The following is a 14,840-nucleotide window of genomic DNA, read 5'->3' on the forward strand; positions in this document are numbered from 1 at the left end:
CGCCATTATATGTCAAATCTAAACGCTGTTAGTTTTAGAGAAGAACAGGGTCGATACAAAGGTATCTTCGCATGGATATTCTCTACAGATCACAAACGCATCGGACTCCTTTACCTGTATTCCATTGTCAGTTTCTTTTTAATCGGTGTTCTGCTGGGCGCTGCTATGAAATTGGAGCTGCTGGCTCCAGGCAAAACAGTAATGGATCCGGCCACCTACAATGCTATTTTCACGCTCCACGGGGTTATCATGATATTCCTTGTGGTCGTACCTGGTTTACCAGCCGTCTTTGGCAATTTTATGCTACCCATTATGATTGGTGCTAAAGACGTAGCCTTTCCCAAACTCAACCTCCTATCCTGGTGGATTTATGTTTTTGGAGCAATCATCGCCCTGTCATCGCTATTTATGGGCGGCGGACCACCTGACACTGGATGGACTTTTTATGCGCCTTATGCCTTTAAGACGAATACCAACATGCTGCCGGCTGTGCTTGGTGCCTTTATCCTGGGATTTTCATCGATTCTGACCGGCATCAACTTTATTGTGACCATTCACCGCCTGCGGGCGCCGGGTATGACCTGGTTTAAGATGCCCCTGTTTCCCTGGACTTTATATGGAACTGGCTGGATACAGATTCTGGCCACACCAATCGTGGGCATCACCTTATTAATGATAGTTGGTGAACGGGTGCTTAATATCGGCTTTTTTGATCCGGCACTGGGGGGCGATCCCATTTTATACCAGCACCTGTTCTGGATATATTCCCACCCGGCCGTTTACATCATGATACTACCAGCCATGGGCGCTATCTCAGAAATCATCCCAACATTTGCCAATAAATCCATCTTTGGCTACAAGGCCATTGTTATCTCCACGTTAGCCATTGCCTTTGTAGGTTATTTTGTGTGGGGCCACCATATGTTTACTTCGGGCATGAGCGGAACAGCCTTATATACATTCTCGCTACTCACTTTTATTGTAGCTATTCCAAGTGCCATCAAAGTATTTAACTGGGTTGGCACCCTTCATAAAGCGTCCATTCAGTTGGAAACACCTTTCTTTTGGGCCGCTTCCTTTCTATTTGTTTTTATGATTGGAGGCCTTTCCGGATTGGCATTAGGAGCGTTAGCCACCAATGTTCATTTGCATGACACAGCTTTTGTTGTGGCGCATTTTCATTTTATTGTATTTGGAGGTGTGGGCTTTGCATTTATGGGGGCTATTCATTACTGGTTTCCTAAAATATGGGGGCGCATGTATAATACACGCATCGCCACAAGTGGATGGATTATCTTTTTCATCGGCTTCTGTACACTATACCTGCCCATGTTCTTTTTAGGCGTAACAGGTATGCCCCGGCGCTACTACGATTATGTAGAGAATTTTCATGGACCTAATATCGTATCAACCATTGGCTCCTGGGTGCTAATCCTCGGACTAGTTATTATCCTTACGAATCTTATCCGTTCGGCCTATAAGGGCGAGAAAGCAAGTAAGAACCCATGGGGCGGAAGAACACTGGAATGGACTGTTGACTCACCTCCGACCCTTGAAAATTTTGAAGAAATACCAGTCATTGACCGAGGACCATATGATTACCGTAAAAATCCTGAATAATGAGTACAATGCATTTACATCGCGATGACGAGGCCTCTAAACTAGGCATGTGGCTGTTCATATTTACCGAACTCCTGTTGTTTGCAGGTTTGTTTATAGTATATGGAGTATACCGCTATCTCAATCCGGTAGCATTTCATCTCGCAGCAGAAGAGCTTAGCGTGACAGTTGGCACAGTAAATACTATTATTTTGCTGGTAAGCAGTGCTACTATAGCTATGGCCACTACAGCCATCCGACTAAAAAACAAACAACTAACAATTCTACTACTACTTGCTACACTCTTTTTGGCATTTATGTTTATGACCAATAAATACTTTGAGTGGAAAGGTAAGTTTGAACATGGCATTTTTCCAGGCAGTGAAGACTTGTTGAGACTTGGACATGGAGACACCCTCTTTTTCAGTCTTTACTTCTTTATGACAGGCTTACATGCCCTGCACATAATTGTAGGATTTGTATTAATCAGTATTGTTTGTTACCGGGTCAATAATAATTCGCTCACAGCCAATAATCCGGTTTTATTGGATAACTCAGGGCTTTACTGGCACTTAGTGGATTTAATCTGGATCTTCCTTTTCCCTTTGTTTTATTTAATCACATAAATCATGAATAAGCATTCTGACAATCATATCGTCCCATACAGGCTATACATACAAGTATTGGCCGGATTAATTGTAATGACTATCCTCTCTGTGGCTATTACCAAAATCAACCTGGACACGCTCACTGTATTTGCAGCTATTCTATTGGCTTCCATAAAGTCTGCTCTGGTATTGACATTTTTCATGCATCTGAAATTTGACAATAAACTACTTCAAATTCTGGTCATATCAGTATTTGTATTGGTTGCACTGGTTCTGTTTATCACTTTTCTTGACTATAACTTCCGATAGCTATGAATGAAGATACTACTCAAAATGCTTCCAGTTTTGTTTCGCAAGTAGACTCGGCCTTCGTGTTTATTTTTGGCATTTCATTGTTTTTCCTGGTCGGCATAACAGCATTTTTGGTTTATTACATAATCAAATACCGCAAAAGCAAAAATGCTGAAGCCACACATATAGAAGGAAGCAATACATTGGAAATCATCTGGACTATCATTCCCACCATCTTGGTTTTGTCCATGTTTTACTATGGATGGTCGGGCTGGAAATTTCAACGCGACATACCAGAAGATGCCATTCCCATAAAAACCATTGCCCGCATGTGGAGCTTTACGTTTCAGTATGAAAACGGGTTGATAACAGACACACTTTATGTGCCCAAGGGCAAGGCTGTCAACCTCGACCTGGTAGCGCTGGACGTACTGCACAGCTTTTACATTCCGGCCTTTAGAGTAAAGCAGGACATGGTACCTGGCAAACAAACCAACATATGGTTTGAATCTGAAAAAGAAGGTGAATACGAGATATACTGTGCCGAATACTGTGGACTCCGGCACTCTTACATGCGTTCCCTGGTAAAAGTGATACCTGCCAATGAGTTTGAAGCCATGACCAAAATAGACTCCAGCGCCTTGGCCATAAATAATGAGGTGGTAGATTCAAGGCAGGCCGGCATCAGCATCACTAGAAAGTATGGATGCAATGCGTGCCACACAGCCGATGGCACCAAATTAGTCGGACCATCCTATAAGAATATAATGGGTCGTACAAGAGTGGTACTAATAGATGGTAAAGAACACGAGGTAGAGGCCGATGAAGCCTACATACGACGCTCTATCTATGAACCTAACGCGGAAATTGTAAAGGGCTTCGAAAAAGGACTCATGCTTTCTTATAAAGATCAGGTGACAGAAGAAGAGTTCAAGCAGCTTTTAGAGTACTTTTATTATTTGTCAGAACAATGAAACCAGCCATAAAGAACATAGCCACACTCGGAAAATTCACTATCTCCCTACCTGTGGCCTTTACTGCCTACATAGGCTATACTTTATTTAACGAGCAACTGAGCACCGAGGGTCTCTTAGCCGGATTAGGCATATTCTTTATGTCAGCAGGGGCATCTGGCATTAATCAGATGCAGGAAGTATCGCGCGACAGGCTTATGTCCCGCACAAGTCATCGTCCCTTACCTAAAGAGCACTTCACCTTTGGTACTGCCGCCGCCATCATCGGCCTATTTTTGATAATAGGCACCATTCTGCTGTCATTATTTAATATTCAGGCGGTGTTTTGGGGATGGATGGGTTTGTTATGGTACAACCTTGTTTACACACCTCTCAAGACCAGAACAGCCTTCTCTGTTTTTCCTGGTGCTATTGTCGGTGCCATACCGCCTATAGCAGGATGGGTAGCGGCCGGAGGCTCAATCATTGACGTCAGAATCCATTTTTTGGCTTTTTTCTTTTTCCTGGGACAAATGCCTCATTTTTGGCTATTGGTATTGAAGTACAAGCAACAATATAAGAAGGCCGGTTTCCCGGTTATCACCGATCACTTGAATAACAGACAACTGTTTCGCATTAACATGATTTGGTCGATAGCTACCCTCGTATCTGTTTTATTCCTGCCCATACTTAATATCATCACATCACAGCTGATTGAGATTATCATATCTCTATCGGTGATTACCATGAGTATCTGGGTGATTGCCAGCACGTATTCGCTTCATCAGGTTCAAATGAAATCCCTCCTGAAAAAGCAATTCATCTTTTTTAATTCATTTTACTTATGGATCATGATACTATTACTGATTGAACAGATATAATCAAGAGTACATAAAACAAGAAAGCCAGCACCTAATAATCAAGTGCTGGCTTTCTATATCTTATTCGAGTTATGCTTATCCTAGTAATTGTTTTACAACTGCTGAGATATCTTTTCCATCAGCTTTACCAGCCAGTTCTTTTGAGGCAACGCCCATCACTTTGCCCATCTCTTTCATAGATGTGGCACCCACTTTTTCAATGATAGTTTTCACCACAGGCACCAACTCTTCTTGTGTTAACTGAGCAGGCAAATAAACAGAGATAGCCTCTACTTCGGCCAATTCCTTTTCAGCCAGGTCTTCGCGATTTTGAGAAGCAAACAACTCAGCTGCATCCTTACGCTGCTTCACCATCTTTTGAACAATCTTCATCACATCAGCATCTGAAATCTCTTCAGCAGCACCTTTGGCTGTCTTAGCTTCCAACACTTCTTTTTTTACTCCCCTCAAAGCCTCCAGACGAATCCGATCTTTCGCCTTCATGGCCTCCTTAATATCGTTGTTAATTTGTAGTTCTAAGCTCATAATTCTATCTATTCAATTCATTTTGTACATTCACATCAATCAACATTATCATGCAGATAAGGATTGTCTTTACTGATTTGTGGCCCATTTTTAGGATCATCAGACAAAGAGAAACGGCTCACTTTGCGCTCCTGACTAATGCGCTTATTTGGCTGATTATCCAATGCCATTTTACGCCGCTTATAGGCTGGTATATTTTCTATTTGTTCAATAAAGCGCTCATCCTCCATCTCCTCCTGACTCAATTGCGCCTTGTAATAACTGGCTCCGGCAGTACTGAATCCTTCATCTATGAAATTATCATTGGCCGGATTGTAGTGCTCTACTTCAGACTTCCTGTTTTGAGGAACAACCGGCTGATAAAACGAATCGATACGCTCCTGTTTCTTGCGCTCTTCGACCTCAAAATCTATAATTCGTCCCTTTTCTTCGCCCCCTTCTAAATTAATCTCCATTGACTGATCGGCTTCAGAAACAGGCATCACCTGCCCTTCTTCATCCAGCGAGAAACGGGTGACTTTATCTTCAATCTTTTTAACACGATGTTCAATTAACTGCTCCGAAACAAAACCCGTGGCAATAATAGTGACACAAACTTGCTTACCCAGCGACACATCACTTCCTGTCCCCCAGATAATGGATGCATCTTCTCCCACAACATCCTGCACATAATCAGTGATCTCACCCACTTCATCCATAGTAATTTCTTCGGTGCCAGATGTAATATTTAATAGGATGTTGCGGGCTCCTCGTATCTCATTATTATTGAGCAATGGCGATTCCAATGAAGCTTGTATAGCATCAATTGCTCGGTTATCACCATCTGCATAGGCTGAGCCCATGATGGCAACACCGCTATCCTTCATCACTGTCTCAACATCGGCAAAGTCCACGTTAATATAGCCATGAACAGTAATAATTTCAGCTATTCCCTTCGCTGCAGTTGCCAATACATCATCGGCCTTGGAGAAGGCATTGGACAATTTAAGATCGCCAAACATCTCGCGCAGTCGTTCATTATTAATGATTAATAACGAATCAACATTTTTCTCCATTTCAGCAATCCCGTCGAGGGCCTGATTAATACGTAACTTACCTTCGAAGCGAAATGGAATAGTTACAATACCAACCGTCAGAATCCCCATTTCCTTGGCAGTTTTGGCAATGATTGGGGCGGCACCCGTTCCTGTTCCACCACCCATACCTGCTGTTACAAACACCATTTTGGTATTTTGCTTGAGCACGCTTACCACGTCCTCCAGGTTCTCAATAGCCGACTCACGGCCTTTATCCGGACGGTTACCTGCGCCTCGTCCTTCGGTGAGAGACTCACCTAATTGTATTTTAACCGGGACCGGACTGCTTGCCAGTGCCTGAGCATCAGTATTACAAACAACAAAGTTCACATCCTTGATGCCTAAGCCATACATGTAGTTGACGGCATTACTTCCACCTCCTCCTACTCCAATCACTTTAATAATTGACGATTCGGATTGTGGTATTTCGAAACTCATCAAATCTTCACTCATTTCCGTCCTGTTTTACCTTCTACATTTCAACATCCTTCTCATCGAAGATGTTAACTAACCCATTTTTTATACCACTGAACAGATTGCCTGTTTTATAAATGGATTTTTCTTTCTTGGTTTTCTCGCGTTTAACAGAATTCCTACGCTGATCTTCCCATTTAGGCTCAACCTCGCCAAATAATTCAGGCTCTACAATAGCACGCTTAGGTCGCTCCATAGCGCTAAGCACCAAACCTATACTTGTTGAATAGTTTGGTAAGTGTGCTTCTGCAGGCACGTCACCAACCAGACACATATCCGGCAGACCAATACGCACATCCAAACCTGTGCGATATTTAATAAGCTGAGGAAGGTTTTTCAATAACGCACCACCTCCTGTCAATACAATGCCAGCCCCTACCTTATCGTAACAACCAGAATTCTCAATTTGATACATGACGTAATCAATAATCTCTTCCATACGGGCCTGAATAATATAGGCCAAACTTTTGAAAGATATCTCTTTGGGCTCCCATCCTGACATACCAGGAATGGTGACAACCATATCCTCACGGGCCATATCGCCCATTGCAGAACCAAACTGCACCTTCAACGATTCGGCCTGCTTATATAGCACTGAGCATCCTTCTTTTATATCTGAAGTCACCACGTTTCCTCCAAAAGGAATAACAGCTGTATGACGAATAATCCCATCGTAGAAAACAGCTACATCAGTGGTTCCACCACCAATATCCACCAAAACAACACCGGCTTCTTTCTCCTCCTCTGTTAGTACACTCTTTGAAGATGCCAGTGGTTCAAGGATCAAATCATTTAACTGCAATGCCACGCGCCTGATACATTTCTCAATGTTTTTTACAGAAGCTATTCGCCCTAACACAATATGAAAGTTACCTTCCAGGCGACGACCTGACATGCCAACAGGGTTTTTAACCCCCATCTCATTGTCAACAATATAATCCTGCGGTATAACGTGCATGATTTTCTCGCCAGCCTCAACAGGTATCTTATAATTGTCGTCAAATAGGTTATCAACATCTTCCTGGGTGATTTCCAAACCACTCTCAATGAAACGATATCCTCTGTTACGTAAGCTCTTGATGTGCTGACCGGCAATACCAACATACACATCTGTTAACCGGATATCAAGCTTATCCTCGATACGGGAAATAGCCTGCTTAATAGAAGCAACTGTTTCATCAATATTTAATACAACACCTCTCTTCACACCTATTGAAGGCACCTGCTCCATGCCCAGCAGCTGCAGTTTACCATTGTCCATTTTACGACCTACAATGGCAACTATTTTTGTAGTTCCAATATCAATGGCGGCAATTAGATTGGGTTCGTTGTTCATAACACTTATCCTTTTGTGCAAACGACTTGTCCTTTATACTTTAAACTTACTTTTTTATACAAATTCCATTCCCGGGCATCCCACCCGTTCTTGTAAAGTGCCTTTAAATTGCGGAATTTCGATTCCACATCGTCCACTTTACCAAATTCAATAAGATGGTCACCCACCCGCGGCACCATCGTAATTTCACCATCCTGGTCAACATACACCTGCTCAATCTGCGCCTGCCAGAATGCATCGTTGCGAATAACACTTGCCAACTTCACCAAATCATCCGGCGATTTAAGCCGCTTTATAAATCCTCCGGCCACTAATACATGAGCCGAATGATTCTTGAATAATGGCATTTGTCGCCCATTCAAATCCAGATAGTAAGATGCATCACCATCAAACACGCGAACCAAAGGCTCTCGCTGAGTGATATCAATATGCAAAGCACCACCGTATGTTAAGTACACCTCACAACTCTCAATGGCGGGATGCCTCCTGAAAAAAGCCTCCATTTCATCGCAATTCAATTCATTAATTTGACGTCCTAAAATACCCGTGTATTTTTCCAGTACAATATCTCTTATCTCACCTGATGAAATAAATTTATTATCAACGCTATCACAGATAGTCGGCAGTATTTCACCACAAACAACCTTATCTTTATTAACAGCTACAAATGAGAAAATTACAGGAAAATAAACACCTACAACTAACCCGAACACTATGTTTTTCCACCGTTTCATTTGTAACAATTAACCTTTTAATCTGCTTAAATATAACTTTTTCAATCTACTAACTAATGTGTATTTATCATTATTTATTAACAATTTGCTAAACGTTTAATAATTGCTGATAAACTCCCTTAATTTGGCCTCTAAAAGTGGCACTTCCTTATCTATATCGCCGGCCCCAAGTGTTAATATCACTTCATTTTGTTCGCTTGTTAGTACACTAAACAACTCGTCTCTCCCTACCAACTGCACATGCTTATTATGCATTAGTAGCCTAATCATGTCAGCATTCACGCCCTCTATTGGCAACTCGCGCGCCGGATAAATATCCATTAACAAAACACGATCGCACTTATCCAGTGCTTCGGCAAAACCACTGGCAAAATCGCGGGTACGCGTGTAGAGATGTGGCTGAAATATCGTCGTAATATGCTTATCAGGATATAAAGCCCTTACTGATTTAACAGTAGCATTAATCTCTTGTGGATGGTGCGCATAATCATCAATAAAGACGAGCTTATCCTCTTTGATGCGGTATTGAAAACGACGACGTATCCCCTCAAATAATGGTAAGGCCGCTTTTATTTCTTCAGGCTCAACACCACCCAACAGGGCTAAACCAATGGCTCCAACAGCATTTTCAACATTAACCAAACCAGGTACCCCCATTTCAAGGCCTTTTACAACTCCAAACGGCGACCTCATATCAAATTGATACATGCCATTCACAAGCCTTATATTCATAGCTGAAAAATCCGCCTTCTCCTCAATCGAATAGGTGAACACCTCTATTTCATCGTTAACATCATCAATCATCAGACCTGCCTTATGCAGCAGCACGCCCCCTGGCTCAATCTTTTCAACGAAGGCATGAAAGGCATCACTCACACTTTCTTCATCCCCATATATATCCAGATGATCGGCATCTACGGCAGAAATAAGTGCAAAATGAGGATGCAAATGCAAAAAGGAACGGTCAAATTCGTCAGCCTCAAGCACAACATAAGGCGATTGTCCATCATGTAGAAAATTCGTCTTGTAATTGTTAATAATACCACCTAAGAAGGCATTACAACCAACAGAAGACTGCTTGTAAAGGTGAGCTGTCATGGATGAAATGGTGGTTTTCCCGTGTGTACCGGCTACACAAACACTATTCATCCCTGAAGAAATCAATCCAAGCACTGCAGCCCGTTTTCTGACATCAAACCCTTTGCTGTTGAAATAGCATAACTCTGAGTGGTCGGCCGGAATTGCAGGCGTATAAACAACTAAGGTTGAACTCTTATCATGATAATTTAAAGCAACTTGTTTAATATCATCCTCATAATGTATATCAATCCCTTCTGCTTCCAGTTCTTTGGTAAGCACGGTTGACACACGGTCGTAACCAGCCACATGCAAACCCTCATACTTAAAGAAGCGCGCAATAGCACTCATACCAATACCACCTACACCAATGAAGTAAACACTTTTTATATCTTTCAACTGCAACATACTATTTATTTTGTGCGAGCTTTAACACTTCCTGAGCAATATCACGAGCTGCGTCAGGCTTGGCAAATTTTCGAATATTAGCTGCCAACAATTCAAGTTTTTGAACATCAGCCAGCAGCTTTACCGCTTCATCTATAAGACAATTAACCTGGGCATCTCCCACTAACATCGCCGCATCTTTATCAACCAAGGCCATCGCATTTTTAGTCTGATGATCTTCAGATACATTTGGCGACGGCACAAAAACAGTGGGCTTACCTAAAATGGCCAGCTCGGATATGGAGCTAGCTCCAGCCCTGGAAACCACTAAATCAGCTGCCGCAAAGGCCATGTCCATCCGACTGATAAAATCCGTTACTATCACGCAGCTGCTTACCTCCTCAGGTAATCGCTCTTTCATCTCCTGATAATAGAGCTTACCCGTTTGCCAGATCACCTGTATATCAGCCGGCAAATTAGCGATGGTTTCAATAATACCATTGTTAATCGAGCGAGCTCCGAGACTTCCGCCAATTATCAGGATGGTTTTCTTATTCTTATCAAGTCCCCAAAATTCAAGGGCCGAATGCTTGTCAATATCATTTAAAAGATCGTTACGAACCGGATTACCAGTCAGCAGTATTTTTTCTTTGGCAAAAAAACGTTCCATGCCTTCATAAGCCACACAGATTCTCTCTGCCTTCTTTGCCAGAATACGATTGGTGACTCCCGGAAAAGAATTCTGCTCCTGCAACAAGCTTGGCACGCCAGATTGTGAAGCAACTCGCAGCACAGGCCCACTGGCATAACCTCCAACACCAACTGCTACATCAGGTTTAAACTGCCTGATAACTTTTCGCGCCTTAAGCATACTGCTCATCAACTTGAAAGGAAAGGCCAGATTTCGCAACGTCAGTTTGCGATGAAAACCTGCCACTGGCAAACCTACAATTTTGTAGCCGGCAGCCGGCACCTTTTCCATCTCCATCTTACCTAAAGCTCCAACAAACAGTATTTCAGCTTCAGGCTCAAGTTTTTTCACCGTATTGGCTATTGATATAGCCGGAAAAATATGTCCGCCCGTACCTCCACCACTTATTATTACCTTTATTGCGCTCATATTCTATTCATTTTCTTCCTGTGTAGCTAGTTCCTTTTCTTCCATGTTATTGCGGCTAACACTCAATATTGCCCCAAAGGCTAAACAAGTAAATAAAGTAGATGTACCACCCATACTTACCAATGGCAAGGGCTGGCCCGTCACTGGCATTACACCCACAGCAACACCCATATTAATAAAAGCCTGCACCACCAATAACGTAGATAAGCCAATAACCAGAAATGCCGGAAATGTGCGACTACTGGCACGAACAATCACACCGGCACGAAATAACAAAATGAGGTAGGCAAACATAATAAGAAAGCCTCCTATCAATATACCCCATTCTTCAATGATAATGGCATACACAAAATCACTATAAGGGTGAGGTAAGAAATACCGCTGCTGACTATTACCAGGTCCACGCCCCATGAAAACTCCACCTGTAGCAATGGCTATCTGCGATCGCTCCGATTGATAATCGGCACTTGAACCACTTGCCTCCATCGTTTCCGGCTCATCATCAACAAACCGCTCGATACGAGCCTTCCAGGTGCTGGCACGATGCAGTATTGGCACATAATCAGATAGCCACAGAACAATCATCACAAACAACAGCACGGCAGCCACCGTACTGAATAAATATTTTAACGAAACACGACCAATCATCATTACCAACCAACTGGTAAAACCAATTAGGGCGGCTGTTGAAAAGTCATCTTTAAAAATCAGACCGCAAACAATGGCCACATGTATCATGATGGGTTTAAATGCTTCATCAGCCGTACGATCATTGGCCTGATACTGCGCCAACACCTTGGCAATAAATATCATCAAAGCCAGCTTTGCCAATTCTGAAGGCTGAAAGGAAATACCCACCACAGGCACAGTAAGCCAGCGACTGGCCTGGTTCAGACTCACACCGGAGACAGCCGTTATAACAAGCAAAACAATTGAAAAATAAAGAAATACGGTAGCAAACCTGGCAAACCACTTATAGTCGATATGATGCACCGCAATAATTATCCCTATACCCAACAACAAAAACTTGGCATGCCTGAACAGGTAATATACCGAATTACCATCCTGATGCTTATAAGCCAGGTTACCCGTTGCACTGTATACCACCAGGCACGAAAACACCGACAACAGCAGTATGACATACCAGATAATCCGATCGCCCTTAATATATTTTTTCAACAACTCATTCATGCCCGTTCTCTATAAATTACGCACACTCTCTTTAAATAAATCCCCACGCTGTATATAATTATCAAACAAATCGAAGCTGGCACAGGCCGGCGATAGCAATACTACATCATTCTTACTGGCAGAACGATAAGCCAGTTTAACCGCCTCATCCATCGATTGTGTTTCTTTAATGACAGGCACCTTACCCTTGAAAGCGTCCAAAAGCTTGCCATTATCAGTCCCAAGACAAATCAACACCTTCACCTTCTTCTCCACCAGCTCCATTAACTCATTGTAGTCATTACCCTTATCAACACCACCGGCAATCCATATCACGGGATTGTTCATGCACTCCAGCGCATACCAGGTGGAGTTAATATTAGTTGCTTTTGAATCATTGATGAACTCAATACCCCTCACAGCCGCAACACGTTCGAGCCGATGAGCTGCACCCTTAAAACTAGAAAGACTTTCGCGAATCAGCTTCTTTCTGATTTTTAACACCTTGGCCACAATACCGGCCGCCATAGAATTATACAAATTATGACGCCCTTGCAACGACAGTTCTTGAGAGATAATGCGCATGGTTTCATCGTTATAATTAATAATTAACTCATCAAAGGTAGAATACGCCCCTTGCTTCAGGATGCCTTTTTGTGTAAACGGCAGCAACTCGGACTTTAAGAGTCGATTTTGCAGTTCCCTGGCAATAATCTCATCATCCTGACAGTATACAAAAACATCTTTTTCTGTTTGATTCTGCACAATACGAAACTTACTATCGATGTATTTCTGCATGCTGTAATCATACCGATCAAGATGATCAGGCGTAATATTTAACAGGATGGCTATATCGGCCTTAAACTGATACATCCCATCCAGCTGAAAGCTACTTAACTCAAGCACAAACCACTCCGGCCTTTTTCCTTCGGCTATTTGACGCGCCAGGCTGGTACCCACATTGCCGGCCATCTCTACTTTTACCCCCGCCTGTTTCAGCAGATGATGAATAAGCATAGTCGTCGTTGTCTTGCCGTTGCTACCAGTTATACAGATGGTTTTTGCTTCGGTATAGCGACCCGCAAATTCAATTTCCGATATCACTGGTATCTCACGTGCATGCAACTGCTGTATCATTGGAATAGTATCTGGAATACCAGGACTTTTGACCACCTCATTGGCAGCAAAAATAACATCGAGTGAATGCGCTCCTTCCTCCCAGTCAATGCCGGCATCATCAAGCTCCTGCTGATAGCGCTCAGCTATCTTACCACTGTCAGACACAAACACATCCCAGCCTTGCTGCTTTGCCAATAAAGCTGCACCAACTCCACTCTCGCCTGCTCCTAATACAACCAGTTTTTGCATGCTGTCTATCGTACTTTAAGGGTTACTATTGTTAATACGGCCAGAATAATGCCGATAATCCAAAATCGCGTTACAATCTTCGACTCAGTATAGCCGATTTTCTGATAATGATGATGCAAAGGCGCCATTTTAAAGACACGACGTCCTTCTCCGTATTTCTTTTTCGTGTATTTAAACCACGACACCTGTATCATTACAGACAGGTTTTCCACGAGGAAAACTCCGCATAGTATAGGTATTAACAATTCGATGCGTAAAAGAATCGCAAATACAGCAATAATACCTCCAAGTGTCAGACTCCCGGTGTCGCCCATAAATACCTGCGCCGGGAAAGAATTATACCACAGGAACCCCACTGTAGCACCAATAAAAGCAGCCATAAATACCACCAGTTCCTCAGAGTGTGGGATATACATGATATTCAGGTAATCGGCATAGATAACGTTACTGGACAGATAGGCAAAAATGCCCAAAGTAACTCCAATGATGGCCGAGGTACCGGTTGCCAGCCCATCGAGTCCATCGGTGATATTGGCCCCATTAGATACCGCCGTAATGATAAAAATAACAGCCGCCGCAAATATTAACCAGCCCCATTTTTTGGCCTGGTCGCCTAAAAACCAGAGCACTGATGAATAATCAAACTGGTGGTTCTTGAGGAAAGGTACATTCGTTACCGTAGACTTAACCTCTTGTGTAGCCGGGCGCTCAACCTGTTCGCCATTATCCAGTTGCACAATAACGGTTTCCCCGGCAATTTTCTCACGCACCACCACATCACCACTCGAAAACAGCGTGATAGCCACAATTAATCCAATACCAATCTGACCAGCTATCTTAAAACGACCGGCCAAACCCTCCTTATCTTTTTTAAATACCTTTATATAATCATCAATAAAACCAATAGCTCCCAACCAAAGCGTTGAGACAATCATTAAGATGATATAAATATTATCAAGTTTGGTAAACAACAAAACCGGAATCAGGATGGAACCAATAATAATAACACCCCCCATGGTAGGTGTACCTTTTTTGGCGTACTGACCTTCCAGCCCCAAATCGCGCACTACCTCCCCAATCTGCTGTCGCTGAAGCATCCCGATGGCCAATTTACCAAAGATAGTTCCGGTAAGCAAAGCGACAATCACCGCCATACCAGCTCTAAAGGTAATGTACTGAAACACGCCGGCTCCAGGCACATTCATTTTTTCCAAATACTCGAAAAGATAATACAACATGCT

Annotated in this window: 14 protein-coding genes; 5 read left to right on the forward strand and 9 right to left on the reverse strand. The window is 42.8% G+C overall.

The window, feature by feature from the left end:
* Positions 1-9 precede the first annotated feature (9 nt).
* From KEM09_RS15055 to KEM09_RS15075, 5 genes are read left to right on the forward strand one after another with little or no spacing between them, the layout of a single operon-like run.
* On the forward strand, positions 10-1,620 hold the full coding sequence (locus KEM09_RS15055) for a cytochrome c oxidase subunit I (protein WP_212229532.1): 1,611 nt from the start codon (positions 10-12) through the stop codon (positions 1,618-1,620).
* Complete coding sequence (locus tag KEM09_RS15060; RefSeq protein WP_212229533.1) at positions 1,620-2,225, forward strand: cytochrome c oxidase subunit 3; 606 nt, start codon at positions 1,620-1,622, stop codon at positions 2,223-2,225. Before KEM09_RS15055 ends, KEM09_RS15060 begins: the two co-directional genes overlap by 1 nt.
* Positions 2,226-2,228: 3 nt before the next feature.
* Positions 2,229-2,516, forward strand: a complete 288-nt coding sequence (locus tag KEM09_RS15065) for a cytochrome C oxidase subunit IV family protein (protein WP_212229534.1) — start codon at positions 2,229-2,231, stop codon at positions 2,514-2,516.
* A 2-nt stretch (positions 2,517-2,518) separates the two neighbouring features.
* Positions 2,519-3,472: a cytochrome c oxidase subunit II gene (coxB, locus tag KEM09_RS15070; protein WP_212229535.1), complete on the forward strand. Its 954-nt coding sequence runs from the start codon at positions 2,519-2,521 to the stop codon at positions 3,470-3,472.
* Positions 3,469-4,332 carry a protoheme IX farnesyltransferase gene (locus KEM09_RS15075; protein WP_212229536.1) on the forward strand — a complete coding sequence of 288 codons (864 nt, stop codon included), beginning with the start codon at positions 3,469-3,471 and terminating at the stop codon, positions 4,330-4,332. Before coxB ends, KEM09_RS15075 begins: the two co-directional genes overlap by 4 nt.
* A gap of 75 nt (positions 4,333-4,407) precedes the next feature.
* On the opposite strand, the gene KEM09_RS15080 is transcribed toward KEM09_RS15075, so the two are convergent.
* The 9 genes from KEM09_RS15080 to mraY form a co-directional block, all read right to left on the reverse strand.
* Positions 4,408-4,857: a GatB/YqeY domain-containing protein gene (locus KEM09_RS15080; RefSeq protein ID WP_212229537.1), complete on the reverse strand. Its 450-nt coding sequence runs from the start codon at positions 4,855-4,857 to the stop codon at positions 4,408-4,410.
* Positions 4,858-4,892: 35 nt separating this feature from the next.
* Positions 4,893-6,386 carry a cell division protein FtsZ gene (gene ftsZ, locus KEM09_RS15085; RefSeq protein ID WP_212229538.1) on the reverse strand — a complete coding sequence of 498 codons (1,494 nt, stop codon included), beginning with the start codon at positions 6,384-6,386 and terminating at the stop codon, positions 4,893-4,895.
* A gap of 19 nt (positions 6,387-6,405) precedes the next feature.
* Positions 6,406-7,743, reverse strand: a complete 1,338-nt coding sequence (gene ftsA / locus KEM09_RS15090) for a cell division protein FtsA (RefSeq protein ID WP_212229540.1) — start codon at positions 7,741-7,743, stop codon at positions 6,406-6,408.
* Between the two features lie 5 nt (positions 7,744-7,748).
* The gene (locus KEM09_RS15095; RefSeq protein ID WP_212229541.1) at positions 7,749-8,477 is read right to left on the reverse strand and encodes a cell division protein FtsQ/DivIB; all 729 of its coding nucleotides are present in this window, start codon (positions 8,475-8,477) and stop codon (positions 7,749-7,751) included.
* Between the two features lie 96 nt (positions 8,478-8,573).
* On the reverse strand, positions 8,574-9,962 hold the full coding sequence (gene murC / locus KEM09_RS15100) for a UDP-N-acetylmuramate--L-alanine ligase (protein WP_212229543.1): 1,389 nt from the start codon (positions 9,960-9,962) through the stop codon (positions 8,574-8,576).
* Between the two features lies 1 nt (position 9,963).
* Positions 9,964-11,061, reverse strand: a complete 1,098-nt coding sequence (murG, locus tag KEM09_RS15105; RefSeq protein ID WP_212229545.1) for an undecaprenyldiphospho-muramoylpentapeptide beta-N-acetylglucosaminyltransferase — start codon at positions 11,059-11,061, stop codon at positions 9,964-9,966.
* 3 nt (positions 11,062-11,064) lie between these two features.
* Positions 11,065-12,252, reverse strand: a complete 1,188-nt coding sequence (locus tag KEM09_RS15110; RefSeq protein ID WP_212229546.1) for an FtsW/RodA/SpoVE family cell cycle protein — start codon at positions 12,250-12,252, stop codon at positions 11,065-11,067.
* Between the two features lie 9 nt (positions 12,253-12,261).
* On the reverse strand, positions 12,262-13,599 hold the full coding sequence (gene murD / locus KEM09_RS15115) for a UDP-N-acetylmuramoyl-L-alanine--D-glutamate ligase (protein WP_212229547.1): 1,338 nt from the start codon (positions 13,597-13,599) through the stop codon (positions 12,262-12,264).
* A 5-nt stretch (positions 13,600-13,604) separates the two neighbouring features.
* Positions 13,605-14,837 (reverse strand): phospho-N-acetylmuramoyl-pentapeptide-transferase, encoded by a 1,233-nt coding sequence (gene mraY / locus KEM09_RS15120; protein WP_212229548.1) that lies wholly within the window; start codon positions 14,835-14,837, stop codon positions 13,605-13,607.
* Positions 14,838-14,840: the final 3 nt, after the last annotated feature.

Origin of the sequence: Carboxylicivirga mesophila, from assembly GCF_018271975.1 — a bacterium.
In the GTDB taxonomy this organism is placed as follows: Bacteria; Bacteroidota; Bacteroidia; order Bacteroidales; family Marinilabiliaceae; genus Carboxylicivirga; species Carboxylicivirga mesophila.